22 protein-coding genes are annotated in these 21,435 nt (G+C 62.5%); 12 read left to right on the forward strand and 10 right to left on the reverse strand.

Annotated features, from left to right (window positions below; genetic code table 11):
- Window positions 1-12 precede the first annotated feature (12 nt).
- A complete protein-coding gene (locus HY26_RS06585; protein ID WP_034763281.1) occupies window positions 13-1,128 on the reverse strand; it encodes an acyl-CoA dehydrogenase family protein in 1,116 nt (371 codons plus the stop codon).
- Window positions 1,129-1,320: 192 nt separating this feature from the next.
- Between HY26_RS06585 and HY26_RS06590 the strand changes: the two genes are divergently transcribed.
- Complete coding sequence (locus HY26_RS06590) at window positions 1,321-1,896, forward strand: hypothetical protein (RefSeq protein WP_034763282.1); 576 nt, start codon at window positions 1,321-1,323, stop codon at window positions 1,894-1,896.
- A gap of 3 nt (window positions 1,897-1,899) precedes the next feature.
- On the opposite strand, the gene HY26_RS06595 is transcribed toward HY26_RS06590, so the two are convergent.
- Window positions 1,900-2,256: a VanZ family protein gene (locus HY26_RS06595; protein WP_112073169.1), complete on the reverse strand. Its 357-nt coding sequence runs from the start codon at window positions 2,254-2,256 to the stop codon at window positions 1,900-1,902.
- 129 nt (window positions 2,257-2,385) lie between these two features.
- Here HY26_RS06595 and pepN point away from each other — a divergent pair, with 129 nt between their 5' ends.
- The gene (gene pepN / locus HY26_RS06600; RefSeq protein ID WP_112073170.1) at window positions 2,386-4,965 is read left to right on the forward strand and encodes an aminopeptidase N; all 2,580 of its coding nucleotides are present in this window, start codon (window positions 2,386-2,388) and stop codon (window positions 4,963-4,965) included.
- 156 nt (window positions 4,966-5,121) lie between these two features.
- Window positions 5,122-7,464 carry an ATP-binding protein gene (locus HY26_RS06605; protein WP_112073171.1) on the forward strand — a complete coding sequence of 781 codons (2,343 nt, stop codon included), beginning with the start codon at window positions 5,122-5,124 and terminating at the stop codon, window positions 7,462-7,464.
- 12 nt (window positions 7,465-7,476) lie between these two features.
- Here the strand turns inward: HY26_RS06605 and HY26_RS06610 are convergent, their stop codons facing one another.
- The 5 genes from HY26_RS06610 to HY26_RS06630 form a co-directional block, all read right to left on the reverse strand.
- Window positions 7,477-8,082, reverse strand: coding sequence for a histidine phosphatase family protein (locus tag HY26_RS06610; protein WP_034763287.1), 606 nt, complete (start codon window positions 8,080-8,082; stop codon window positions 7,477-7,479).
- Window positions 8,083-8,087: 5 nt separating this feature from the next.
- On the reverse strand, window positions 8,088-8,897 hold the full coding sequence (locus HY26_RS06615; protein ID WP_034763289.1) for a 3-deoxy-manno-octulosonate cytidylyltransferase: 810 nt from the start codon (window positions 8,895-8,897) through the stop codon (window positions 8,088-8,090).
- 5 nt (window positions 8,898-8,902) lie between these two features.
- Window positions 8,903-9,355 carry a hypothetical protein gene (locus HY26_RS06620; RefSeq protein ID WP_034763292.1) on the reverse strand — a complete coding sequence of 151 codons (453 nt, stop codon included), beginning with the start codon at window positions 9,353-9,355 and terminating at the stop codon, window positions 8,903-8,905.
- Window positions 9,356-9,503: 148 nt separating this feature from the next.
- Entirely contained in the window at window positions 9,504-11,426 is a 1,923-nt protein-coding gene (locus HY26_RS06625) for a M56 family metallopeptidase (RefSeq protein WP_158531434.1), read from the reverse strand.
- Between the two features lie 23 nt (window positions 11,427-11,449).
- Complete coding sequence (locus HY26_RS06630) at window positions 11,450-11,812, reverse strand: BlaI/MecI/CopY family transcriptional regulator (RefSeq protein WP_034763297.1); 363 nt, start codon at window positions 11,810-11,812, stop codon at window positions 11,450-11,452.
- A 209-nt stretch (window positions 11,813-12,021) separates the two neighbouring features.
- On the opposite strand from HY26_RS06630, the gene HY26_RS06635 reads away from it, so the two are divergent.
- Window positions 12,022-12,768, forward strand: coding sequence for a DUF4197 domain-containing protein (locus HY26_RS06635; protein ID WP_034763299.1), 747 nt, complete (start codon window positions 12,022-12,024; stop codon window positions 12,766-12,768).
- Window positions 12,768-13,745 (forward strand): alpha/beta fold hydrolase, encoded by a 978-nt coding sequence (locus tag HY26_RS06640; protein ID WP_034763302.1) that lies wholly within the window; start codon window positions 12,768-12,770, stop codon window positions 13,743-13,745. The genes HY26_RS06635 and HY26_RS06640 overlap by 1 nt, the downstream gene beginning before the upstream one ends.
- Before the next feature lie 9 nt (window positions 13,746-13,754).
- Here HY26_RS06640 and HY26_RS06645 read toward each other — a convergent pair whose 3' ends face one another.
- Window positions 13,755-14,222: a MarR family winged helix-turn-helix transcriptional regulator gene (locus HY26_RS06645; protein ID WP_233351551.1), complete on the reverse strand. Its 468-nt coding sequence runs from the start codon at window positions 14,220-14,222 to the stop codon at window positions 13,755-13,757.
- Window positions 14,223-14,306: 84 nt separating this feature from the next.
- Here HY26_RS06645 and hppD point away from each other — a divergent pair, with 84 nt between their 5' ends.
- The 7 genes from hppD to HY26_RS06680 all read left to right on the forward strand — a co-directional run bounded on the left by hppD (window position 14,307) and on the right by HY26_RS06680 (window position 19,944).
- Window positions 14,307-15,398 (forward strand): 4-hydroxyphenylpyruvate dioxygenase, encoded by a 1,092-nt coding sequence (gene hppD / locus HY26_RS06650; protein WP_034763308.1) that lies wholly within the window; start codon window positions 14,307-14,309, stop codon window positions 15,396-15,398.
- Window positions 15,395-15,610 (forward strand): hypothetical protein, encoded by a 216-nt coding sequence (locus HY26_RS06655; protein ID WP_034763311.1) that lies wholly within the window; start codon window positions 15,395-15,397, stop codon window positions 15,608-15,610. The genes hppD and HY26_RS06655 overlap by 4 nt, the downstream gene beginning before the upstream one ends.
- Complete coding sequence (locus HY26_RS06660) at window positions 15,607-16,158, forward strand: VOC family protein (protein WP_034763314.1); 552 nt, start codon at window positions 15,607-15,609, stop codon at window positions 16,156-16,158. The genes HY26_RS06655 and HY26_RS06660 overlap by 4 nt, the downstream gene beginning before the upstream one ends.
- 3 nt (window positions 16,159-16,161) lie before the next feature.
- Window positions 16,162-17,175: a fumarylacetoacetate hydrolase family protein gene (locus HY26_RS06665; protein WP_112073174.1), complete on the forward strand. Its 1,014-nt coding sequence runs from the start codon at window positions 16,162-16,164 to the stop codon at window positions 17,173-17,175.
- Between the two features lie 177 nt (window positions 17,176-17,352).
- Window positions 17,353-18,060, forward strand: coding sequence for a CoA transferase subunit A (locus HY26_RS06670; protein WP_034763319.1), 708 nt, complete (start codon window positions 17,353-17,355; stop codon window positions 18,058-18,060).
- Complete coding sequence (locus tag HY26_RS06675; RefSeq protein ID WP_034763322.1) at window positions 18,060-18,689, forward strand: CoA transferase subunit B; 630 nt, start codon at window positions 18,060-18,062, stop codon at window positions 18,687-18,689. Before HY26_RS06670 ends, HY26_RS06675 begins: the two co-directional genes overlap by 1 nt.
- Window positions 18,690-18,747: 58 nt before the next feature.
- A complete protein-coding gene (locus tag HY26_RS06680) occupies window positions 18,748-19,944 on the forward strand; it encodes an amino acid aminotransferase (protein WP_112073175.1) in 1,197 nt (398 codons plus the stop codon).
- 1 nt (window position 19,945) lies between these two features.
- On the opposite strand, the gene HY26_RS06685 is transcribed toward HY26_RS06680, so the two are convergent.
- Together HY26_RS06685 and HY26_RS06690 are read right to left on the reverse strand one after the other, a co-directional pair.
- On the reverse strand, window positions 19,946-20,869 hold the full coding sequence (locus HY26_RS06685) for a thioesterase family protein (RefSeq protein WP_112073176.1): 924 nt from the start codon (window positions 20,867-20,869) through the stop codon (window positions 19,946-19,948).
- Entirely contained in the window at window positions 20,866-21,351 is a 486-nt protein-coding gene (locus HY26_RS06690; protein WP_112073177.1) for a Fur family transcriptional regulator, read from the reverse strand. Before HY26_RS06690 ends, HY26_RS06685 begins: the two co-directional genes overlap by 4 nt.
- Window positions 21,352-21,435: the final 84 nt, after the last annotated feature.

Genomic DNA, 21,435 nt, shown 5'->3' on the forward strand with positions numbered 1-21,435 from the left:
GATGTTTCCTCCTTAGGCGGCGTTTTTCTGCTCAAGGGCACGCACGAGTTTCTCTTTCCAGACTTTCGGTCCGCCAGCCTGAACGGCCAGCAGCTTGGCACGGCGGTAGTAGAGGTGGCAGTCCACCTCCCAAGTGAAGCCCATGCCGCCATGGGTCTGGATGTTCTCTTTCGAAGCATACCAGAAAGCTTCCGATGCGGCCACGCGGGCGGCAGCGGCGGCTTCCGGCATTTCCGGGGCATCGGTCGACAGGGCCCAGGCGCCGTAGAAGCAGTTCGAGCGGGCCACTTCGTTTTTCACGTACATCTCGGCCAGCTTGTGCTTGATGGCCTGGTTGCCGGCGATTGGGCGGCCGAAAGCGTAGCGCTCCAGCGAATATTCCTTCGCCATTTCCAGAGCGCGCGAGGCCCCGCCCAGCTGTTCGAAGGCGAGCAGCACGGCAACCTTGTCCATCAGCTGGTCGTTCAGGCTTGCGCCTTCACCGGCCTTGCCGAGGCGGATGCCCGGTGTCTTGTCGAAGGTCAGCTCGGCATGGCCGCGCGTCGGATCCAGCGTGGAGAGCGCCTTGCGCGTCACGCCTGCGCCAGAGAGATCCACGAGCACGAGGCTCGCGCCGGAGCCTTCCTTGGCCAGCACAACAGCGTGCGTGGCGATGCCGCCATCGGTGACCGGGATCTTGGTGCCGGAGACGGTGGAGCCGTCGAACGTGGTTTTCAGGCTGGCCGGGTCCGGATGGCCCGGGCCTTCGCTGGCCGCATAGCAGCCGATGATTTCGCCGGCGACGATGCGCGGCAGGATGTCGTTCTTCACCTCATCCGACCCGGCGAGCTTGATCGCTTCAGTCAGATAATAGGCCGTGGACGAGAAGGGGACCGGCGCCAGGACGCGGCCCATTTCTTCAGCCAGCACGCACATTTCCAGCATGCCGAGGCCGAGGCCGCCCTGTTCTTCCGGAACAGCCGTTCCCAGCCAGCCCATTTCCGCGATCTTCTTCCAGAGGCCTTCCGAATAGGCCTTGTCGTCATCGTTCAATACCTCGCGCACCACCGGAATGGCGCTCTCGGCTTCGAGGAATTTCCGCGCTTCACCGGCGAGGAATTTCTGGTCTTCGGAAAAGTCGAAGTTCATGAGTAGATGGCCTCCCTTCGCCCTTTATACGGGCGTGATTACGTTCTCGGATTGGAAAATAACGTGCTTTACGTGCACGGAAAGCCGTGACCCGGCGGAAAGGTGCCGCAAGGTTTTATGTAAAATTTCGCAGACGGGCTTCATGGCGCGGAAATCAAGACATGACAGGGTGGGCGGCTACAGGAGATCTTCATGGCCAAAGCCCATTTTCACAAGATGCAGCGTGTCTACGTGAAGCCGGTCGGAACCTGGGCGCTTGTCGAACAGGTGATCCCGCATTGGGTCAAGAATGTCGGCGAGCCGCTGAAAGTCACCTATGAGTGCGGGCTGGGCCGGGAGTTCCAGGCGCATGAGCTTGTCTCGGAACAGGCAATGCATGCCGACGAGACCGCCAGTCACGATGATGACCTGCTGCTGGAACATTGGCGCATCGGCCGCCGGTCCACCAAGTGGCGGACGGCGATGGGGCAGCATTCCGGCGACAATCTCGGCACGTTTCCCGTGGTCCTGACCGATGAGGGCGATACCGGCGGCTGGCGGGTCAATCCCGTCGATTTCGACCGCGACCCGCACCGTGTGGAGCACCAGGCCCGGATGATCGTGCAGACGCCGGACCTGTTGCGCATTGCCCGCAAGATTGCGGAAGTGGCAGCCGAGAATCCGAAGGATTTTCCGGCAGACCTGCTGCCTGTCGCCAAACAGTGCGCGATGATCCTGCGCTATGTCTATCAGTTGAACGACGCGCCGGACACGGTCGCCGCGGAATAGGCTTCAGCGCCGGAGGGCGAGCGCGATCCCCGTGCCGAGGCCTGCGCCAAGCATATTGGCCACTTCATCCAATATTGAAAATTCCCGTCCTGTCGGCGCCAGCGCCTGAGCGACTTCCATCAGGGCGCCATAGCCAATCGTGATCAGGAAGGCCCGAAGCGCCCGGCCCGGGCCTGCGGCAATCGCGATGGCGCCCCCGAGGCTGCCATAGGCGATGAAATGTTTCAGCTTGTCGGACCCTTCTACCGGCGGAAGGTCCCCGGGCGGCATCACGGACAGGACAGCGATCGCGAGCATGAGGCAGATTGCAGTCATGCCCGCAAACCGGCGCATGGCGGATGATCGGAAAAGCTGGGCCATATGAATGCATTCCCTGTGTAACCGGAGTTCAATGCAGGCCTTGTGCCCGCCGGCAGCGTTCCGGCCCTCGACGCGCCTCCCGCCATTTCCTATGTCCAATGAAGCAATTGCCAAGACCCCGGAGCCCTCATGCGAACCGAAACCCCCGTTTCCGTGCAACTTTCCGACTACAAGCCCTATCCGTTCGAAATCGAGCAGGTGGATTTGCGCTTCGATCTCGATCCGGATGCAACCAAAGTCCGCTCCGAACTGAAGGTCCGCCGGACGGGCGGCGCTGGGGAGGCGCTGGTTCTGGACGGGGAAGGGCTCACGCTCCTTTCGATTGCGATTGACGGCAAGCCGCTGGCGGCGGGCGCCTATGAGCAGACCGAGAAGGGCCTGACCATCGCCTCGGTGCCGGATGCGTTCACGCTGGTCACGGAAGTCGAGATCGCCCCGTCGAAGAATACCGCACTGTCCGGCCTTTACATGTCGGGCGGGCGCTTCTGCACGCAGTGCGAGGCAACGGGCTTCCGCCGCATCACTTTCTATCCGGACCGGCCGGACGTGATGAGCGCCTTCCATGTCTGGATGGCCGCGGACAAGGCGACCTATCCGATCCTCCTGTCGAACGGCACGCCGGGCGAGACCGGAGACCTCGACGATGGCCGCCACTTCGCCGTCTGGGACGATCCGCACAAGAAGCCGGCCTATCTCTTCGCACTCTGCGCCGGGGATTATGACGTCTATCGCGACAGCTTCACCACGATGAATGGCGACGAGATCGCGCTCGCGATCCATGTCGACAAGGGCGATGCCGAACGCGCCGCCTGGGCGATGGACAGCCTGAAACGTTCCATGACCTGGGACGAGCAGACCTATGGCCGCGCCTATGACCTCGGCGTGTTCAACATCGTGGCCGTGCGCGACTTCAATTTCGGCGCCATGGAGAACAAGGGACTCAACGTCTTCAACTCCGCCTATGTGCTGGCCGATGAATCGACCGCGACGGACGCAGACTTCGAGGCCATCGAGAGTATCGTCGCCCACGAATATTTCCACAACTGGACCGGCAACCGCATCACTTGCCGCGACTGGTTCCAGCTCTGCCTGAAGGAAGGCCTGACGGTCTTCCGTGACCAGAACTTCTCCGCCGACATGCGTTCGCGCCCGGTGCAGCGTATCAAGGATGTGATCCGCCTGCGCGCGCGCCAGTTCGCGGAAGACGCAGGTCCGCTGGCGCATTCGGTGCGTCCGGACCATTACGGCTCGATCGACAATCTCTACACCGCGACGGTCTATGAGAAGGGCGCCGAACTTATCGGCATGCTGCGCCGGATGATCGGCGAGGAGCTCTATCGCAAAGGCATGGACCTCTATTTCGAACGTCATGACGGCCAGGCCGTGACGATCGAGGATTTCTACAAATGCTTCGAGGATGTCACGGGCGAGGACTTCGCCCAGTTCCGCCTCTGGTACGCCCAGGCGGGGACGCCGGAAGTGACCGTCGAGGAAAACTGGAATCCCGAGACGCGTGAAATCGAGATCACGCTGACGCAGAAGACGCCACCGACGCCCGGCCAGCCGGAGAAGCAGCCGGTGCCGATCCCGCTGGAAATGGCGCTGCTGGATGAGGAAGGCAATCTCGCCGAATGGACGACTATCCTCGAAGATGAGGATGTGACCCTGACGCTGGAGATGCCGGACACGGTGACTGAGCCGCCACTCGTCTCGGTGAACCGCGATTTCACGGCGCCTGTGCGCCTGAACCGCAAACTGTCGCGTGACCAGCGCCTCGCCATGGTCCGTATGGAGACAGACCCGTTCAATCAGTGGGACGCTGTCCAGACGCTGGTGAAGGAAGAGATCCTTGCCCTTTCCGAAGGCAGCCAGGCTGAGCCGGACGATGCACTCGTCGCGGCACTCGCCGGCGCGGTGGAAAATGCCGTCGACGACCCGGCCTTTGCCGCGCTGCTGACGCGCCTGCCGGAAGTGGGGGAAATGTTCCTTGAGCGCCAGCCAGCCGATGCGGTTGCGCTGAATGCGGCCCGGAAAAAGCTCCAGTCTGCACTGGCGGCCAAACTGTCCGGCTTCATCGCCGACACGCTTGGCAAACCGACGCCGGCGCCGTTCGATCCGGGTGCTGAACAGGCCGGGATCCGTGCCCTGCGGACAGCAATGATCGTGCTGCTCGGTGTCTCGCCCGATACGGGCGCCGCCGACACGCTTCGCAAGCTCTATGATGGCGCGACCAACATGACCGAACGCCTCGCAGCGCTGCGCGCCTACACGGTGCAGAAAGGCGGCAAGGCGAACGATGCCCTCGCCGATTTCGAAGAGACCTGGAAAGACAATCCGCTGGTCATGGACAAATGGTTCGCCCTTCAGGCCACCACTGGCGATGCGGAGACGGTGAAGGCGCTTGCGGCCCATCCGGCCTTCGACCTGCGCAACCCCAACCGTGTCCGGTCGGTCGTGGCAGCCTTCACGATGCAGAACCTCGCGGCCTTCCATGCGCCGGACGGGTCCGGCTATCAGGCGGTCGAGGAAGTCATCCTCAAGGCCGATAAAGCGAACCCGGCCCTGGGGGCGCGTCTGCTCACGGCGTTCGAGCAGTGGCGCATCCTGGAGCCGCAGGCGAAGGCGGCAGCAGAAACGACGCTGAAACGTCTTCAGGCGGCAGGCCTTTCTTCCAACGCAGCAGACATTGTGGCCCGCGCCCTCGGCTAAGACAGCGCGTTAACGAAACTTTGAGATTTGTTAACGCTCGGGCAATGATTCCGGCGGACAAGGTAATTTGTGCGAATTTTGCCCGTTTTGCGGGCATGGGATCATCCATTGGTAGACGCGGATAGAAAATCCCAATCGAATCAAGCTTCAGACCCTGTGTCTGAAGTGATTTCCGCACGCCTGAAATGGACCATCGCCGGGACGATCCTCCTACTCGCAGCGGCCATGGGCCTGAAAGCCTGGGACGAGCATCAGCGCGCCGACGCGAACCTGCTGCTGACACTGCAGGCAGAAGCCGAAGCGCTCGCAGGGCGGGTCGCAGGCCGGGCTGACACGGTCGAGACCGCAATCCGGCTTGTGGCGGACAGCCATGCGTCCCGGTCGGCTGTTGCTGGCGCCACGCCGGGCGTCGATGCAGTCATGTCCCTGTCCGATGCGAAACTGGCGCCGGATGGCAGCCGGCTCGACGCGGCTGCTTCGGTGGCGGAGCGCCTGATCGAACATGGTCAGCGCGCCGGCCTGTCAGAGCTTGGCGATGTGGTTCTGGTCACGGGCAGCGAACGGAATGCCATCATCGCACTCGCCCCGGCGGGCACATGGTTACCGGCAACCATGCCGGGACGCGAGATTTCGCTCGTCTCCGGCGGGCTTCAGATCGTGGCAGGTGATCCGGTCCCGCGTCCGGCAAATGGGCTTCGTCCAATCCGTCAGGCCGGATTCGAAAAGGGTGAGGGCATGCAGCGGTCCGCCCTGGCATGCAGCGATCTCGCCGGTGGCGGCCTCGCCGTCTGCAACACCACCCGCGCAGACGTGTTCACGCGGGACGATCTGGTCAGCCTGCTGATTTTTGCGCTTCTGCTTGCTGCACCTGTCCTGGCCATCACGGGCCTTCTGGGCCGCCTATCGAAACAGCAGGCCAATACGATTGTGGAAGCCGCGCGGGACGAACAGGCCGACCGGATCATGGCGACCGTCATGCGCAGCGCCCGCGCCGGCTATTGGGAATGGACGCCGGACCAGACGTCAGTCTTCTTGTCTGAAGCCTCGAGCGAACTGCTCGGCCTTGAAGGCATGCGCACCGTGTCGCTCGGCAATCTGCTGAAACAGGTTCATCCCGAACATCAGGCACGCGTGCGCGAGGCGATCGAGAAATCCCGCGACATCGGATGGCTGCAGGTCTCCTTTGCTGCGGCCCAGCCGCCGCTGCGCTGGATCGAGATGCGCGGTTCAGGCACCGAGACGGGCGACGGCGCGCTATTCGGCGGTATCATGCTGGACATTACAGACCGCAAGCAGGCGGAAGATCGCGTGAAGGCTGCAGAGCGGCGCCTGCGCAACGCGCTGGAAGGCTTCAGTGGTCCATTCGCACTCTGGGATCACCGCAAACGCCTGCTTTACTGGAACCGTGCCTTTGCCACGGATTTCGGCCTGACCGACACATTGCGGCCCGGCATGACGCACGAGACGGTCACGATTGCCCGTGCAGGGGCTGTGCGCGCAGAGCGCCCGTCAGCGGATGACAAGCAGGTCAATCTGGTCTGCCTGCAGGGTGGCCGCTGGCTGAAGCTGGTCGAGCGGCCGTCTCCGGATGGTGGCCTGATCACGATCGGCATCGATGTGACCGAGAATATCGGCAAGGAAGAAGAACTGCGCCGCCAGAAGGAGCGCATGCGCAAGACAGTTCTGGATCTCGAACGCTCGGAAGGCCGCGCGGGCGAACTCGCACGTAAGCTGACGGAAGAGAAATCCCGCGCCGAAAACGCTGCGAACTCCAAGTCCGCCTTCCTGGCAAATATGAGCCACGAGCTGCGCACGCCGCTGAACGCCATCAATGGCTTCTCGGAGATCCTTGCGAACGAGCTGTACGGATCGCTCGGAGACCCGCGCTACAAGGGCTATGCGCAGGACATCCTGGCATCCGGCCAGCACCTGCTGGACATGATCAACGACATTCTCGACATGGCGAAGATCGAAGCCGGCAAGATGACGATCAATCCGCAACCGATCGATCCGGTCGACCCGGTCGATGCGGCGGTGCGGATGATCCGCCGCAAGGCGTCCGATAAGGATATTGAGGTCGTGCTGGATGTTCAGCCCGGCCTTCCGGAGATCGACGCCGACCATCGTGCCATCCGCCAGATGGTGCTGAACCTTGTCTCCAACGCCATCAAGTTCACCAATGCGGGCGGCAGGATCACGGTGGCCATTCAGCAATACGGCCCGGACATCAAAGTCTCCGTCACCGATACGGGTATCGGCATCCCGGCGGCGGATCTTCCGCGCCTGTCACAGCCTTTCGAACAGGCTGCGGGCGCGCATGACCGTAATTATGAAGGCACGGGGCTCGGCCTCGCGCTGACCAAATCCTTCGCGGAAATGCATGGCGGAACGCTCAGCATTTCGTCCATCGAGGGGGAGGGTACGACCGTCGCCTTCACACTGCCGATTGCCGGGCCCGGTGAAATGGAAGACGAAACCGGCGACCGCGACGCGGCCTGACAGGTAGTCTGATTAGACAGGCGGGCGCTCGTTCCACGCCAATATACGTGTGCCGGCATTGCACGCGACGATGCCCCAGGCACCCGTCTTGAGCTTCGGCTGCAGGCCGACGGGTACCGCATCCACGACATCCGGCAGGAACCGGGCGATGCCATTGCTGGTGACCACGAGGATGGTCTCTTCCTTCGGCAGGCGGGACGCTTCTGCGAGCAGGGATTTCCAGCCGGCGTGAATGGCGGCTTTGTCCACGGTCCAGCCATCCGGCACGCGGCTGTCTTCCTCCCAGGCGCGCATGGCGTCTTCGCCGATACGGGCGACCACCTTCTCTTCGGCCACATTTTCGTCCGGGCCATAATCGATTTCCGTCAGGAAGGGCAGGACGGTGAGGTCGGGGCCATCCGCGCGGGCGCCGAGGATGGCAGCGGCGGTTTCCCGCGTGCGCTGAAGGGAGGAGCAATAGGCAGCACGGAAGGCTGTGTCAGCAAAGTGGCGGGAAAGCGCTTCGGCCTGTTCTGTGCCGGATCTGGAAAGCGGCAGGTCCGTTCGGCCGCCGACACGCGTGACCACATCACCTTTGTCAAACGTATTGCCATGGCGGCAGACAATGATCCGTCCCATGAGGGTCAGGCCTCCAGCGGGTCGCCATGCTCGGCGACGAGGCGTTCTGCAAGGGCGACATCTTCGGCCGTGTCGATGCCGGGAATGGCGATCCGGTCCGGCTCTACCTCGACGCACTGGATGCTCATGCCGTTCTCGAGCAGGCGCAACTGCTCCAGGCCTTCGAGCTGTTCGTAACGCCCCTCCGGCAGGCTGACATAACGGCGCAGCGCCTCCAGCCGGTAGGCATAGAGACCGATGTGGCGGCACACGGGCGACGGGTCGCCCTTCGTCCGCAAGGCTGCTTCCTTGCGCATGGCAGGGATCAGGTTCTTGGAGAACCATAAGGCGCGGCCGGTTTCATCATGGACCAGCGTGGTGCCGGAAAACGGGGTTTCCTGCTTGTGCAGGCGGAAGGCGTCCAGCGCGTCCCAGGTGAGGCGGACATAGGGGGTCGCCGCATCCGCGCCAGACTCCCTTGCGGCTTCTGCGACGGCAATCACATGGGCCGGCGGGGTGAAGGGCGAGTCGCCCTGCAGATTGACCACAACGTCCGGTGCGGCGCCCATCGCGTCTGCTGCCGCCAGCGCGCGGTCCGTGCCGGAAGGCAGGTTCGGATCCGTCATCACGACCGGGATGCCAAGCTCCCGGCAATGGGTTTCGATCCGCGCGTCGTCCGTTGCCACCACGTGCTGCGCATCGCCAAGCGCGTCCGCCGCCTTCGCAGCCATCGCCGCGACACGCGATACCATGGTGCGCCCTGCAATCATCACCAGAGGTTTGCCGGGCAGGCGAGTAGAGGCATAGCGTGCCGGGACGACAATCAGTGTGCGCATGTGTTTCAGTCCTGGTGATGCCCGTCGAGATCGAATGTTCCATCGCGCATTTCGGTCATCACGCCGACGAAGGGGATGATCCAGCTGATGGCCTCATCGCTGACGCCCTCATCCTGAAGGAAGGCGGTCAGGGCGGGAACAAATTCTTCATGGCGGCCGCACTGATCGACGGCAGCTTCCAGCTCCGGCAGGACAGTGCGGTTGAACGAGTCGGCGAAGGTCTGGATCCGGTTGGACTTGCGGGCGAGAGCGATGGCGACAAACGGGTCCACCTCGCCGTCTTCACGGGCGAGCCGGCGGAAGTCGTTGATCAGGCCGCGGTTTTCAGATGCGAACTTCCGCAGGATCTTGTCCGTCTTGTAGTCGATCCATTCGGCAGAGCAGGGCTCGGGTTCGACCGTCGCACAGGCTGCCAGCGGCAGCAGGAACAGGGTCAGGGCAGTCAGGCGCGGGGTCATCCGGCAGCTCCGGTAAGTGTGTCAGAAATCGAGCGCACCCTAGAGGGGCTCGGCGGGCCTGCAAAGCCTTCGCGTTCAGACGGAAAAGCCCCGGCAGGTCAGTGCCGGGGCTTGGTCCTGGGATTTGAGCGCGAACGCTTACAGGAGCTTACTTTTCAGCGCCGTCGAGTTCGCCTTCCGGGTAGACCTGATCACGGAACGACTTCTTTTCGACGTCGCACAGCTTCTTGCTGGAATTGATGACCGCCAAAGTGGTTGGGGACCGCAGGGCTTCGCCATCACCCTTCACGCAGGCGATCTTGACCGTGTTCTTGCCGTTCCCGAGGTCGACGGTGCGGCTCATCACCTTCGTTTGACCATCCGCAAGGTCGGCGTCGCGGCATTCTTCCACGAGGGCATCCAGGGCGCTGGAGGTTGCGTCGATACGGAATTCGAAGTCGTCGCCGAATTTTTCGTCGATGAGCGCTTCGAGCTTGATGGATTTCTCTTCCAGACGGCTCTCCAGTTCCTCGGTCATGCGTTCGAGTTCAGGTTCAAGCTTCTGGTGCATCTCTTCTGCGCGGGTTTCGTAGACGACGGTCCATTGTTCCGCGCGCTTCTCGAACTGTTCTCCCCATTCTTCCCATTTCTTGCCCCAGGCTTCCCAGTCCTCGTCGGACATTTCGCCGTCGAACTGGACGTCGAAATCTTCGTTGAAGTCCATGACGATGGGCAAGTCGTTCAGCTCGGCCATGAGGGCCTGGAACTCTGCGTCGTCTTCCATGGAGAAATTCATTTCGGGAAGGTTCGATGTAATCTTGGCGGTGAGCTTGGTGATCAGCCTGCCTTCCTCAGCCATTTCCTGGGACAGCCGGTTGATCTCCGCAGTGAATTCGGGACCAGGCTCGATGCCTTCAAAAGGCTCGCCAAGGACAATGATCTGGCGGTCAGGGATCATCTTGCCATTCACGTAGGCGGTGCCGTTCTCGATCCGCATTTCATGGTGATCGCGTTCGCCTGCATTAGCCGGGACCGAGGAGGTCGCGATCAGGGCGGCTGCCCCGATGACAGCGGTTGCGGCGCCACCGGCGAGGCGGCGGGTGCGGGTCGGAACCGGATGAGTCATGCGGCTGAGGCGCTCCTTCAGGGCATGCGTCAAAGGCAGGCCCGCGCCAACAGGCAGGCGCTCCTGCGAGGCCGACTTCACAGCCTTGATCAGCGTGGCGCCATAAGCGTGCGGCGAAGCGGTGCCCGTCTTCAGCACGTCTGCATCACAGGCGGCTTCCTGGTCCGTGCGGAATGCGCGGTGGGCGTAGTAGGCCAGCGGATTGAACCACATGCAGGCAATGAAGAACTCTGCCAGCTGCAGGGCCCAGAGATCGCCGCGCCGGACATGGGTCAGCTCGTGGGCGAGGGCAGCGCGCTGCTGGGTGTCGTCATAATCCGTCTCGAACCATGCCGGCAGCAAGACGACCGGGCGGAAAAGGCCCGTCACAAGCGGGCCGGACGAAATGAAGCTGGAGGCGATCACCGGCAGGCGCTTCAGGCCGACCTGCATGGCAACCTGCTGTGAAATGCGCTGCAGGCGGGGCGACACGTTCACGGCTTCCCGCTTCACGGTCTGCATGAACACGTGCTGGCGCCAAAGGCTGAGACCGAAGGCAATCAAAGCTCCGCCTGCCCAGACAAGGAACAAGCCGGGCACCAGCAAGACTGACAATGTGTCTATCAAGGTAGGGGAAGGTGCCAGACCGCTCGCGATCACGCTTTCCGCCAGAGGAGGGGCGGGCATGACGGTCGGGGCAGACGGAGAAGTGACGAGTACCGGAAGGATCGCTTCCGGTGCTGAGGCAGCTGCGAACACGCTTGCCGGTTCCGCAGCGGCTTCAGATGACGCGGATTTGGGCAAGCCCAACAGGGGCATCAGGGAAACCGGAACCTGTAGCGGCGGAAGAACCAGGCGGGCCAGCGGCAGGGCCCAAAGGGCATAGGCAACGCCCGCGCCGAAATGCTTGGCAACCGGCCGACGGACAAAAAGGATGAGGCCGATCAGCACGGAGACAGCCAGAACGGTCTGCAAGGCCGATGTCATGTCAGGAAGGAAAGTTGCGCCGTTCATTTCTTCAGATCCCCCAGCAGGCGTTCCAGTTCTTCAATGTCTTCCGGTGTCAGGCCGCGCGTATCCGCCAAGTGTGCGACCAGTGGTGCTGCCCGGCCGGAGAAAACGCGGTCCACGAACTGGCCGGCAGCTTTCGCCTTGTAGGCGCCCTCTTCAATGATGGGGTGATAGAGATAGCGGCGGCCATCTTCCTCCGTGCGAAGGGCGCCTTTCTCGACCAGGCGCGCCAGCAGGGTTTTCACGGTGCGGCTGGTCCAGTCTTTCTCATCGCCCAATGCCTCATGAACGTCGGATGCGGCGAGGCCCGGCGTCTGCCAGAGCACGCTCATCACATCGAGTTCGGCGGCGGAAATTTTCATCACTGGGACTCCCCGGTAAGACTACGAATGTGGTCATAAGGTATGACTACAAGCGTGGTCAATGAGTTTCTTTGCAGAGTTGCGTGACAAGTTCGTAAGGTCAGGCTTTGATGCACCGCGCCTGCGTGAGCGGCTTCAATTCAGGGAAGCGCTCCTGTAGGAGAAGAGGGAGTGTCCCGGGGCCGGGGCCAGAGTGAGGGTAAAGGTAGATGAACCGAAGGATGCTGGGAGCGCTGAGCCTGGCGCTTCTCACGGCTGGCTGTGCTGAAACCGGGACAAGCGGCGAGTTTGGCCGCGTACTGGGAGAGGTCCTTGGTTCCGCCACCACACCAGAATCCCAGAGTGCTCTGAGCATTGCCGAGATCGATGCGGGCCTGCGCGAAGCACTGACCGTCGGCACAAATCTGGTCGCCAACCAGTTGGGCCAGACGAACGGATATTATGGCGACCCGAAAATCCGCATCCCGCTTCCCAAGACCTATCGGAGCATCCAGTCGAACCTCGCCAAGGTCGGCGCCAGCGGACCGCTCGATGATCTTGAGCTGCGCATGAACCGCGCGGCGGAGGATTCGGTGCCGGAGGCGCAGGCCCTGATTCTCGGTGCCATCCGCAACATGACGATCAGCGACGCGCTGAACATTCTGAATGGCGGGGACACGGCAGCGACGGATTACCTGCGATCCAGGACGGAAACCCAGTTGCGCGCCGCCTTCACCCCCTATGCCCGGGATGCCCTGTCGAAGTCCGGTGCATTCACGGCAATGGAAGGCGTTGCTGCGCAGTATGGCGCTGGCGGAATCACCTCCAGCCTGCAGGCGGATCTGACCGCCCACGCGGTGGACTACGGCCTCGATGGCATTTTCCTTTATGTTGCCCAGGAAGAGAAAAAGATCCGGGAGAACCCGGTGGCGCGAACGACAGAGCTGCTGCGGCGCGTGTTCGGGAACCGCGGCTGATGCGTCGTTTTGCAACTGAGATGAAAGCCGGCGGCAAACTGGCCGGGATCGAGTTCGGCGATCCGATCAAGCCCTTCGCGGCGGTCTGGATCCACGCCACCGGCTTCAATGCCATGACATACCAGTCCCTGCTGGCACCGCTTGGCCTGCGCCAGCGCGTGGCGGCACTGGACATGCGCGGGCATGGCCGCTCGACCATGCCGGCAAAACCGGGCCGCATGAAATCCTGGCACCGCTACCGCGATGACGTGATCGAATGGCTTGAGAGGGAAGCGCCGCATGGCGTCGTGCTGAGCGGCCATTCCATGGGGGCGACCGTGGCGCTGCTGGTCGCGGGCAAGCGGCCCGACCTCGTCAAAGGCCTTGTCCTGGCCGATCCGGTGATCATGCCGCGCGTCTATTATTTCTGGAAGCACGTCTTCCCGCCGGTCACCTGGATCGCCAACCGGAACATGCTGGCGCGCGGGGCGAAGAAGCGGCGGGCGGAGTTTCCGGCGTTCCGTGAGGCGCTGGAATCCTATACCGGACGCGGGGCGTTCACGACCTGGCGCGAGCCGTTCCTGGCAGACTATCTCCTGGACGGGATCGACCGGGTCGATCACAATGGCGCCCAGAGTGAGGATCAGGTCTGGCGTCTGACCTGCGATCCGAAATGGGAATCGGCAACGTTTGCCGCACAGCGGAACCAGCCCTGGCGGGCCCTCAGAAAGGTGCGCAAGCACAAGATTCCGATCATCGTGCTCAGGCCGAACCGGTCTTCGGTCATCTCCCCGAAAGTGCGGGCACAGATCATCCTGATGAATCAGGCCTTGATGATGAAGGGCGTGCGCGGGACGTCCCACTTCCTGCCGATGGAAGCGCCCTATGAAGTGCGCGATGCGCTATCCGCCTTCATCGCGCGGCTGGTCGAGCGGTTTACGCTGGAAGAGGATTCGGACGTGTCTCGCTCTCTCAGCATCCGCCGCCGCAGGGCGTAGTAGCCGCCTTTACCAGAGTGGCCGGTCGGGGGAGGCTGACTGCGCCAGTTTCTCCATCAGGCGCGTCAGCTCCTGGCGCTCTTCGGGCGTCAACACGGATTCCAGTGCCTGTTCTTCTGACATCGCCATCGGCACGATGTCGTCGTACACGGACTTTCCGGCAGGCGTGAGAAACAGCATCGAGCGCCGCGCGTCCTCTTCAGAGGATTTCCGCTCAAGATAGCCCACCTCGATCAGCCCGGCGACTGCGCGGCTGACGGCGACCTTGTCCATTGCTGTGCGTTGCCCGATTTCTGTGGCGCTGATGCCCGGCGTATCTCCCGTCACTGCCATGACGCGCCATTGCCAGATCGAGAGGCCGAATTCGCGGTCGTAAAGCTCTGCGATCCGCCGCGAGATCGTGTTGGACAGCACGGACAGGCGATAGGGCAGGAATTCACGCAGTCGCAGCTGAGGGGTCCGGGAGGAGTCGGGCATGGCGGGTCCATTCATACTTGCCTTGACGGCAATAAATAGTTACATATGAAACTAAATCTGATTATCACAATAGGGAGAGAACCCATGGCCGACCTGTTTGACAACCCTGCAGGCCTCGACGGTTTTGAGTTCATCGAGTTTTCAGCCCCGGAAAAAGGCGTGCTGGAGCCGGTTTTCGAGACGATGGGCTTCACCAAAGTCGCCCGCCACCGCTCGAAAGATGTGGAGCTTTGGCGCCAGGGCGGCATCAACCTGATCACCAATTACGAGCCGAAATCTGCCGCCTGGTATTTCTCGCGCGAGCACGGGCCCTCTGCCTGCGGCATGGGCTTCCGCGTGCGCGACGCCCGCAAGGCCTACAAGCATTTGCTGGAGCAGGGCGCCGAGCCAGTGCACGTCCAGACCGGCCCGATGGAGCTGCACATTCCCGGCATCCGCGGCATTGGCAATTCGATCATCTACCTGATCGACCGCTATGGCGACGGGCTCGACATTTACGACATCGATTTCGAATATCTGCCGGAGGTGGAGAAGCACCCGGTTGGCGCAGGTTTCAAGCTGATCGATCACCTGACTCATAACGTCTATGGCGGGCGGATGACGTACTGGGCGGACTTCTACGAGAAGCTCTTCAATTTCCAGGAAATCCGCTATTTCGACATCAAGGGCGAGTATACGGGCCTCACCTCCAAGGCGCTGACGGCGCCGGACGGCAAGATCCGCATCCCGCTCAACGAAGAAGGCAAGAGCGGCGGCGGCCAGATCGAGGAATTTCTGCGGGAGTTCAACGGCGAGGGCATCCAGCACATCGCCCTGATCTGCGACGATCTCTATGCCTGCTATGACAGCCTGAAACAGAAGGGCGTGCCCTTCATGACCGCGCCGCCGGCAGCCTATTATGAGATGCTGGACGAGCGCCTGCCGGGGCATGGCGAGGATGTCGAAGGCCTGAAATCCCGCGGCCTCTTGCTGGACGGCACGACCGAGGGCGGCCAGCCGCGTCTCCTGCTCCAGATCTTTGCCCAGGCCCAGATCGGCCCGGTCTTCTTCGAGTTCATCCAGCGCAAGGGCGACTACAAGGAAGGCTTCGGCGAAGGCAACTTCAAGGCCTTGTTTGAATCCATGGAACGTGACCAGATCCAGCGAGGTGCATTGAAGGTCGAAGAGGACGCATGAGCGAGCCGAAAAAGAAAGTTCAGCTGTCCCCGGTCGGCGAAGGCCTGATCGGAGCCGTGGCCGGCACGGTTGTCGGTGTCATCCTGTGGCGCATCGGCGTGATTTCGGCTCCGGCCATTCCCGGCGTCACGCTGGGCCTCGGTATCGGCAGCTGGTTCAATGCCTGGCGGCGCGCAAAGAACGCCGCGAAAGAAAAGGGAGATACCAAATGACATCACCCGCACACCTGAAAGGCGTCCACCATGTCGCCTATCGCTGCAAGGATGCGAAGGAGACGGTCGAGTTCTATCGCGATGCGCTGGGCATGGATTTCCAGCTCGCCATCGCGGAAGACCATGTGCCCTCGACCGGCGCCTATGATCCGTACATGCACATTTTCCTCGATGCCGGGAACGGCAATGTGCTGGCCTTCTTCGAATTACCTCAGCAGCCTGAAATGGGCCGCGACAAGAACACGCCCGACTGGGTGCAGCACATCGCGTTCCGCGTCGGCTCGCTGGAAGAACTGATGGAGACCAAGGCGCACCTTGAAGGCATGGGGCTCGACGTGCTGGGCCCGACGCATCACGGCATCTTCAAGTCGATCTATTTCTTCGACCCCAATGGCCACCGCATCGAACTCGCTGCCGATATCGGCACGCCGGAGCAGATGAAGCAGCTCAAAGACGTGGCCGAACCGATGATCGAGGAATGGACCGCCACCAAGCAAGCCCCCCGCCACGCCGCTTGGTTGCACGAAAAAATCGCGGAAGAAAGTTGATACATGAAACTCGCCACTATCAAGAACGGCGCCCGTGACGGGCGTCTTGTTGTCGTTTCGAAAGACCTGACGCGCGCGACCGATGCCGCGTCTATCGCGCCGACCCTACAGGCCGCGCTGGATGACTGGGCGCACACGGCCCCGCGTCTGCAGCAGCTGGCAGAGCAGGTGGAGCTGGGCTCTGTCCCAACCTTCCGCTTCCACGAGCATGATTGCGAAAGCCCGCTGCCCCGCGCCTATCAGTGGGCGGATGGGTCGGCCTATATCAATCACGTCGAACTGGTGCGCAAGGCGCGCGGCGCCGAGGTGCCGGAAAGCTTCTATGACGACCCGCTGATGTATCAGGGTGGCTCTGACGCCTTCCTCGGGCCCCGCGATGCCATCCCGCTGGGCGATATCGCCTGGGGCTGCGACATGGAAGGGGAGGTCGCCGTCATCACCGATGATGTGCCGATGGGCGTCTCCGAGGCAGATGCGGCGGCCCACATAAAACTCATCATGTTGTGCAATGACGTGTCGCTGCGCGGGCTGATCCCCGGCGAACTCGCCAAGGGTTTCGGCTTCTTCCAGTCCAAGCCGCCGAGCGCCTTCACGCCGGTCGCCGTCACGCCGGATGAACTGGGCGATGCCTGGAAAGACAGCGTCATCCACCTGCCGCTGCATGTGGATTATAACGGCCAGCCCTTCGGCCGGGCCAATGCCGGCGTCGATGCCACGTTCAGCCTCGCGCGCCTCGTCTCTCACGCGGCAAAGACCCGTCCATTGACGGCTGGCACGGTCATCGGCTCCGGCACCGTGTCCAACAAGGATGCCGATGGCGGGGCAGGCAAGCCGGTCAGCGAAGGCGGGCTCGGTTATTCCTGCATCGCCGAGATCCGGATGATCGAAACCATCGCGGACGGCGCGCCGAAAACCCCCTTCATGAAACCGGGCGATACGGTGCGCATGGAGATGCTGGACAAGGCCGGGCACTCGATCTTCGGCGCCATCGAACAGACGGTCGAAGCGGTCTCATAAAACCGGATCTGACGTCTTGTTTTCCGCCGGCGCCTGTGTTTCAACGCCTGTTGAAATTTTGGGCCCCGGAAACCGGTTCGGGTCACCGGAAATTGTGCTACGCAACATAAATGAACGCGCCTTGCCGGGAAGCGCTCCCGGCCTGGTGCACAAGTCAGGGAGCGACAGGACCTGTCCATGTCTAGCAAGGTCTATAATTCTGCGAAGGAAGCCCTTGAGGGGCTCACCTTCGACGGCATGACCGTGATGGCCGGTGGCTTCGGCCTCTGCGGCATTCCGGAGAATCTCATCCTCGCCCTGCGCGACAGCGGCGTGAAGGACATCACAGCGATTTCCAACAATGCGGGCGTGGACGATTTCGGCCTCGGCCTGCTGCTGCAGACGCGCCAGATCAAGAAGATGATCTCGTCCTATGTCGGCGAGAACAAGGAGTTCGAGCGCCAGTATCTTTCCGGCGAACTTGAACTGGAGTTCAACCCGCAAGGCACGCTGGCAGAGCGCTGCCGGGCAGGGGGCGCGGGCATTCCCGGCTTCTACACCAAGACGGGCGTCGGCACGCTGGTGGCAGAGGGCAAGGAACACCGCGACTTCGACGGCGAGACCTACATCCTCGAAACCGGCCTTGTGTCAGACCTTTCCATCGTGAAGGCCGAGAAGGCCGACACGCAGGGCAACCTCGTCTTCAACAAGACGGCCCGCAACTTCAATCCGCCGATGGCGATGGCCGGCAAGGTCACCGTCGCAGAGGTCGAGGAAATCGTGCCGACCGGCGATCTTGACCCGGACGAAATCCACCTGCCGGGCATCTTTGTGCAGCGCATCGTGCAAGGCACCTTCGAAAAGCGCATCGAACAACGGACAGTCCGCAAGCGGGAGCACTACTAATGCCCTGGACACGCGATGAAATGGCGGCGCGCGCCGCAAAGGAACTTCACGACGGATTCTATGTGAACCTCGGCATCGGCATTCCGACGCTGGTGGCAAACCACATTCCGGACGACATGGACGTCACCCTCCAGTCCGAGAACGGCATGCTGGGCATGGGTCCGTTCCCGTTCGAGGGCGAGGAAGACGCTGACCTGATCAATGCCGGCAAGCAGACGATCACAACGCTGCCGCGCACGAGCTTTTTCGACTCTGCCACCAGCTTTGCGATGATCCGTGGCGGCCATATCAACATCGCCATCCTCGGCGCGATGGAAGTGGCCGAGAATGGCGACATCGCCAACTGGATGATCCCCGGCAAGCTGGTGAAGGGCATGGGCGGCGCGATGGATCTCGTCGCCGGCGTGAAGCGCATCGTTGTGGTGATGGATCACTGCAACAAGAAGGGCGAGACCAAAGTGCTGAAGGCCTGCACCCTGCCGCTGACCGGCAAGGGCGTGGTCAACCGCATCATCACGGACCTCTGCGTCTTCGATGTCGTCGAGAGTGGTCTGAAAGTGATCGAGCTCGCGCCCGGCGTATCCTTGCAGGATGTGAAGGAAAACACCGAGGCCACGATCGTCGGCTAAAGCCATCTGTCAGACGTGGAGGATTGAATCCGGACACGCTCCGGATTAGGGCTGCGCCATGACTTCTGCATTCTCTCCGCTTTCGCCTCTGCCGCCGGACGCACTGCTCGGCCTGATGACCGCATTCCGCGAGGATGACCGGGTCGAGAAATTCGATCTCGGCGTCGGCGTCTACAAGGATGACCAGGGCAATACGCCGGTCATGTCCGCCGTCGCCAAGGCCGAAGCGCTGATGCTGCAGCGCCAGACGACGAAGGTCTATGAAGGCCCGCGCGGGAATGTCGACTTCTGCGCCGCCATCGAAGATTTCGTGTTCGGTGCGGACGCGCCGGTCCGCAAGGAAGGGCGCACGCTGTCCTTCACCGCGCCGGGCGGCTGCGGCGCGCTCTCGCTGGGTGTCGGTCTGATGCGCCGCCTCGGCGTGAAAAAGGTCTGGGTGTCTGACCCGACCTGGCCGAACCATCCGAAAGTCGTCCAGTCGGCAGGTCTCACGACCGGCAGTTACCGCTATGCCGATCCGGACACGGGCACGGCAGACCGCGCGGCCATGCTGGAAGACCTCGCCAAGGCAGAGCGCGGCGACGGCGTGATCGTGCAGGGGCCTTGCCACAACCCGACCGGTATCGACCTGACACTGGAAGACTGGCGCGACCTCGGCGCCTTCGTGAAGGAACGCGGCCTGATCGTCATGCTGGATGTTGCCTATCACGGCTTCGCGCATGGCCTCGACGCAGACATCGCCGGCGTGCGCGCCTTCATAGACGCGGCCGGCGAGGCGCTGATCTCCTATTCCTGTTCCAAGAATTTCGGCCTCTATCGCGAGCGGGCCGGATGCTTCCTTGCGGTGGGCGAAACGGCGGACGGCATCGCGGCAGCCACCACCCATGTGGCGGACATTTCCCGGGCGACCTGGTCCATGCCGCCGGCGCATGGCGCGGGCATTGTGGCGACGATCCTTGGCGATACAGCCCTGCGCGCCGAATGGGAAGCGGAGCTGACATCGATGCGGGAGCGGATGATTTCGCTGCGCAAGGCCCTGTCGGGGGAACTCGTCCAGCGCACCGGTTCGAACCTGCTCGCAAGCCTTACGACGCAGAACGGCATGTTCAGCCAACTGCCGGTCACGCCGGCAGGCGCGAAAGCCTTGCGAGAAGAATTCGGTCTCTACATGCCGGGATCGGGCCGTATCAATATCGCTGGGCTGAACCTGAAAGACATTCCGCGCGTCGCCGAGATTATCGCGACGGCGTTTTAAGTCAGATCGACAGGCCTTTCGGGGCGAGGCGTTCGAGTTCCTCGATAGCTGCGGCCGGGGCGGGGATGGCCTTGCGCGCGTCGAGGTCGAGCGTGATGGCGGTCGCCTGGCTGGTTGCCCATGGCTTGCCGGATACCGGATCCATCAGCCAGTGGAGCAGGCTATGGGTCTTGCCCTGAACGCCGCCAAGGCCGGTATAGACTTCGAACCGGTCACCCGCTTCCGGCATGTCGTGATAGCGGATCCGGTATTCCAGCACCGCCGCGCCCATGCGCAGGTCGCCTGCCGCCGCGGCCACTTTCTTGCGCCAGTCGAACAGGAGATTGGGGACGGAATCCGATACACGCCCAATTACCCATGCCGGAGACATCCGTCCGTGCACGTCCAGATGCTGCGGCGGCACGGCGCCCATGCCGATGCAGGCGATGCCGAGGTCGCGCGGTGTCTCTATCGAGATGTCGTCATAGGGCAGGCCTGTGGCCTCCGGATCGATGGAGCGCGGGGCTGACTCGTCAGGCGGCGTGCCGATGTCGTCGGCCATGGCCGCGCGCACGCTCTTGCCCCACGCAAAGGGTTCGCGTCCGGCTGTGTCGATATGCATGATCCGAGTCCGGAAAGCGGCGGCCAGCTGGCCATCCGCGTGGCGCAGCTCCTGATAAACGAGTGCGTCGGCCTCACCGACCTCGATCAGGCAACCCTTCATGCTGAGCGGCCGGCCGGGCAGGACTTCGCGGACGAACCGAATATGCTGGTCCACCGGAACGATGGTGGACGGGGAGTTTTGCCGGAAGGCGTGCGGCATGCCGAGCGCATGGGCAAAGACCGCCAGGCCTTCCATTTGTTTCTCGACATAGACGCGCACATTCATGTGCCCCATCTCGTCGCAATCCCACTGATTGCAGCTTCCCCGCCAGAGAGTTTTCACGCAGCACAATCCCTGCAGATACCGCGCACTTCCACAACTGCGCGGGACATTTTGAAACCGGCCGCATCCGTTTCGGCCTTGAGGGCGGCGCTGGTCGCTTCGGCATGGAGCTCCTCGGCGCCATGGCACTGGTCGCATATCAGGAACACAGCCGAATGACGGTGGCTGGCATGCCCGCAGGCGACATAGGCGTTCAGGCTCTCGATCTTGTGGGCGAGGCCTGTGTCCTGAAGGAAATCCAGCGCGCGATAGATCGTCGGCGGCTTGGCGGAGCCTTCCCCGTCGAGGTTCGCCAGCAGGTCATAGGCCTTGGCGGGCTCAGTGCTCTCCAGCAGCAGGCGCAACACCTTGCGGCGGATTTTCGTCATCCGCTGGCCCTGGCGGGCAACCAGGGTTTCGGCTTCGTTCAGGAACGCGTCGACGTCCTGCGGACTGCAGGGCGTGTTGGCGTGGACATGAGAATGGCTGTCTGTGGCACTCATGGGTCCAATGTCGTGTGTTTTGTCCACAATGTGAAGGGGCAAGCACTGCCGTATCGGCGCGCAGAGGGCTGGACGGAGTCCGCA

This window comes from Hyphomonas sp. GM-8P, from assembly GCF_003263315.1.
Classification (GTDB): Bacteria; Pseudomonadota; Alphaproteobacteria; order Caulobacterales; family Hyphomonadaceae; genus Hyphomonas.

Coding starts and splice junctions, on each gene's coding strand:
- HY26_RS06585 (WP_034763281.1), bottom strand. CDS start 1,128: ATGAACTTCGACTTTTCCGAAGACCAGAAATTCCTCGCCGGTGAAGCG.
- HY26_RS06590 (WP_034763282.1), top strand. CDS start 1,321: ATGGCCAAAGCCCATTTTCACAAGATGCAGCGTGTCTACGTGAAGCCG.
- HY26_RS06595 (WP_112073169.1), bottom strand. CDS start 2,256: ATGGCCCAGCTTTTCCGATCATCCGCCATGCGCCGGTTTGCGGGCATG.
- pepN (WP_112073170.1), top strand. CDS start 2,386: ATGCGAACCGAAACCCCCGTTTCCGTGCAACTTTCCGACTACAAGCCC.
- HY26_RS06610 (WP_034763287.1), bottom strand. CDS start 8,082: ATGGGACGGATCATTGTCTGCCGCCATGGCAATACGTTTGACAAAGGT.
- HY26_RS06615 (WP_034763289.1), bottom strand. CDS start 8,897: ATGCGCACACTGATTGTCGTCCCGGCACGCTATGCCTCTACTCGCCTG.
- HY26_RS06620 (WP_034763292.1), bottom strand. CDS start 9,355: ATGACCCCGCGCCTGACTGCCCTGACCCTGTTCCTGCTGCCGCTGGCA.
- HY26_RS06625 (WP_158531434.1), bottom strand. CDS start 11,426: ATGACATCGGCCTTGCAGACCGTTCTGGCTGTCTCCGTGCTGATCGGC.
- HY26_RS06630 (WP_034763297.1), bottom strand. CDS start 11,812: ATGAAAATTTCCGCCGCCGAACTCGATGTGATGAGCGTGCTCTGGCAG.
- HY26_RS06635 (WP_034763299.1), top strand. CDS start 12,022: ATGAACCGAAGGATGCTGGGAGCGCTGAGCCTGGCGCTTCTCACGGCT.
- HY26_RS06640 (WP_034763302.1), top strand. CDS start 12,768: ATGCGTCGTTTTGCAACTGAGATGAAAGCCGGCGGCAAACTGGCCGGG.
- HY26_RS06645 (WP_233351551.1), bottom strand. CDS start 14,222: ATGCCCGACTCCTCCCGGACCCCTCAGCTGCGACTGCGTGAATTCCTG.
- hppD (WP_034763308.1), top strand. CDS start 14,307: ATGGCCGACCTGTTTGACAACCCTGCAGGCCTCGACGGTTTTGAGTTC.
- HY26_RS06655 (WP_034763311.1), top strand. CDS start 15,395: ATGAGCGAGCCGAAAAAGAAAGTTCAGCTGTCCCCGGTCGGCGAAGGC.
- HY26_RS06660 (WP_034763314.1), top strand. CDS start 15,607: ATGACATCACCCGCACACCTGAAAGGCGTCCACCATGTCGCCTATCGC.
- HY26_RS06665 (WP_112073174.1), top strand. CDS start 16,162: ATGAAACTCGCCACTATCAAGAACGGCGCCCGTGACGGGCGTCTTGTT.
- HY26_RS06670 (WP_034763319.1), top strand. CDS start 17,353: ATGTCTAGCAAGGTCTATAATTCTGCGAAGGAAGCCCTTGAGGGGCTC.
- HY26_RS06675 (WP_034763322.1), top strand. CDS start 18,060: ATGCCCTGGACACGCGATGAAATGGCGGCGCGCGCCGCAAAGGAACTT.
- HY26_RS06680 (WP_112073175.1), top strand. CDS start 18,748: ATGACTTCTGCATTCTCTCCGCTTTCGCCTCTGCCGCCGGACGCACTG.
- HY26_RS06690 (WP_112073177.1), bottom strand. CDS start 21,351: ATGAGTGCCACAGACAGCCATTCTCATGTCCACGCCAACACGCCCTGC.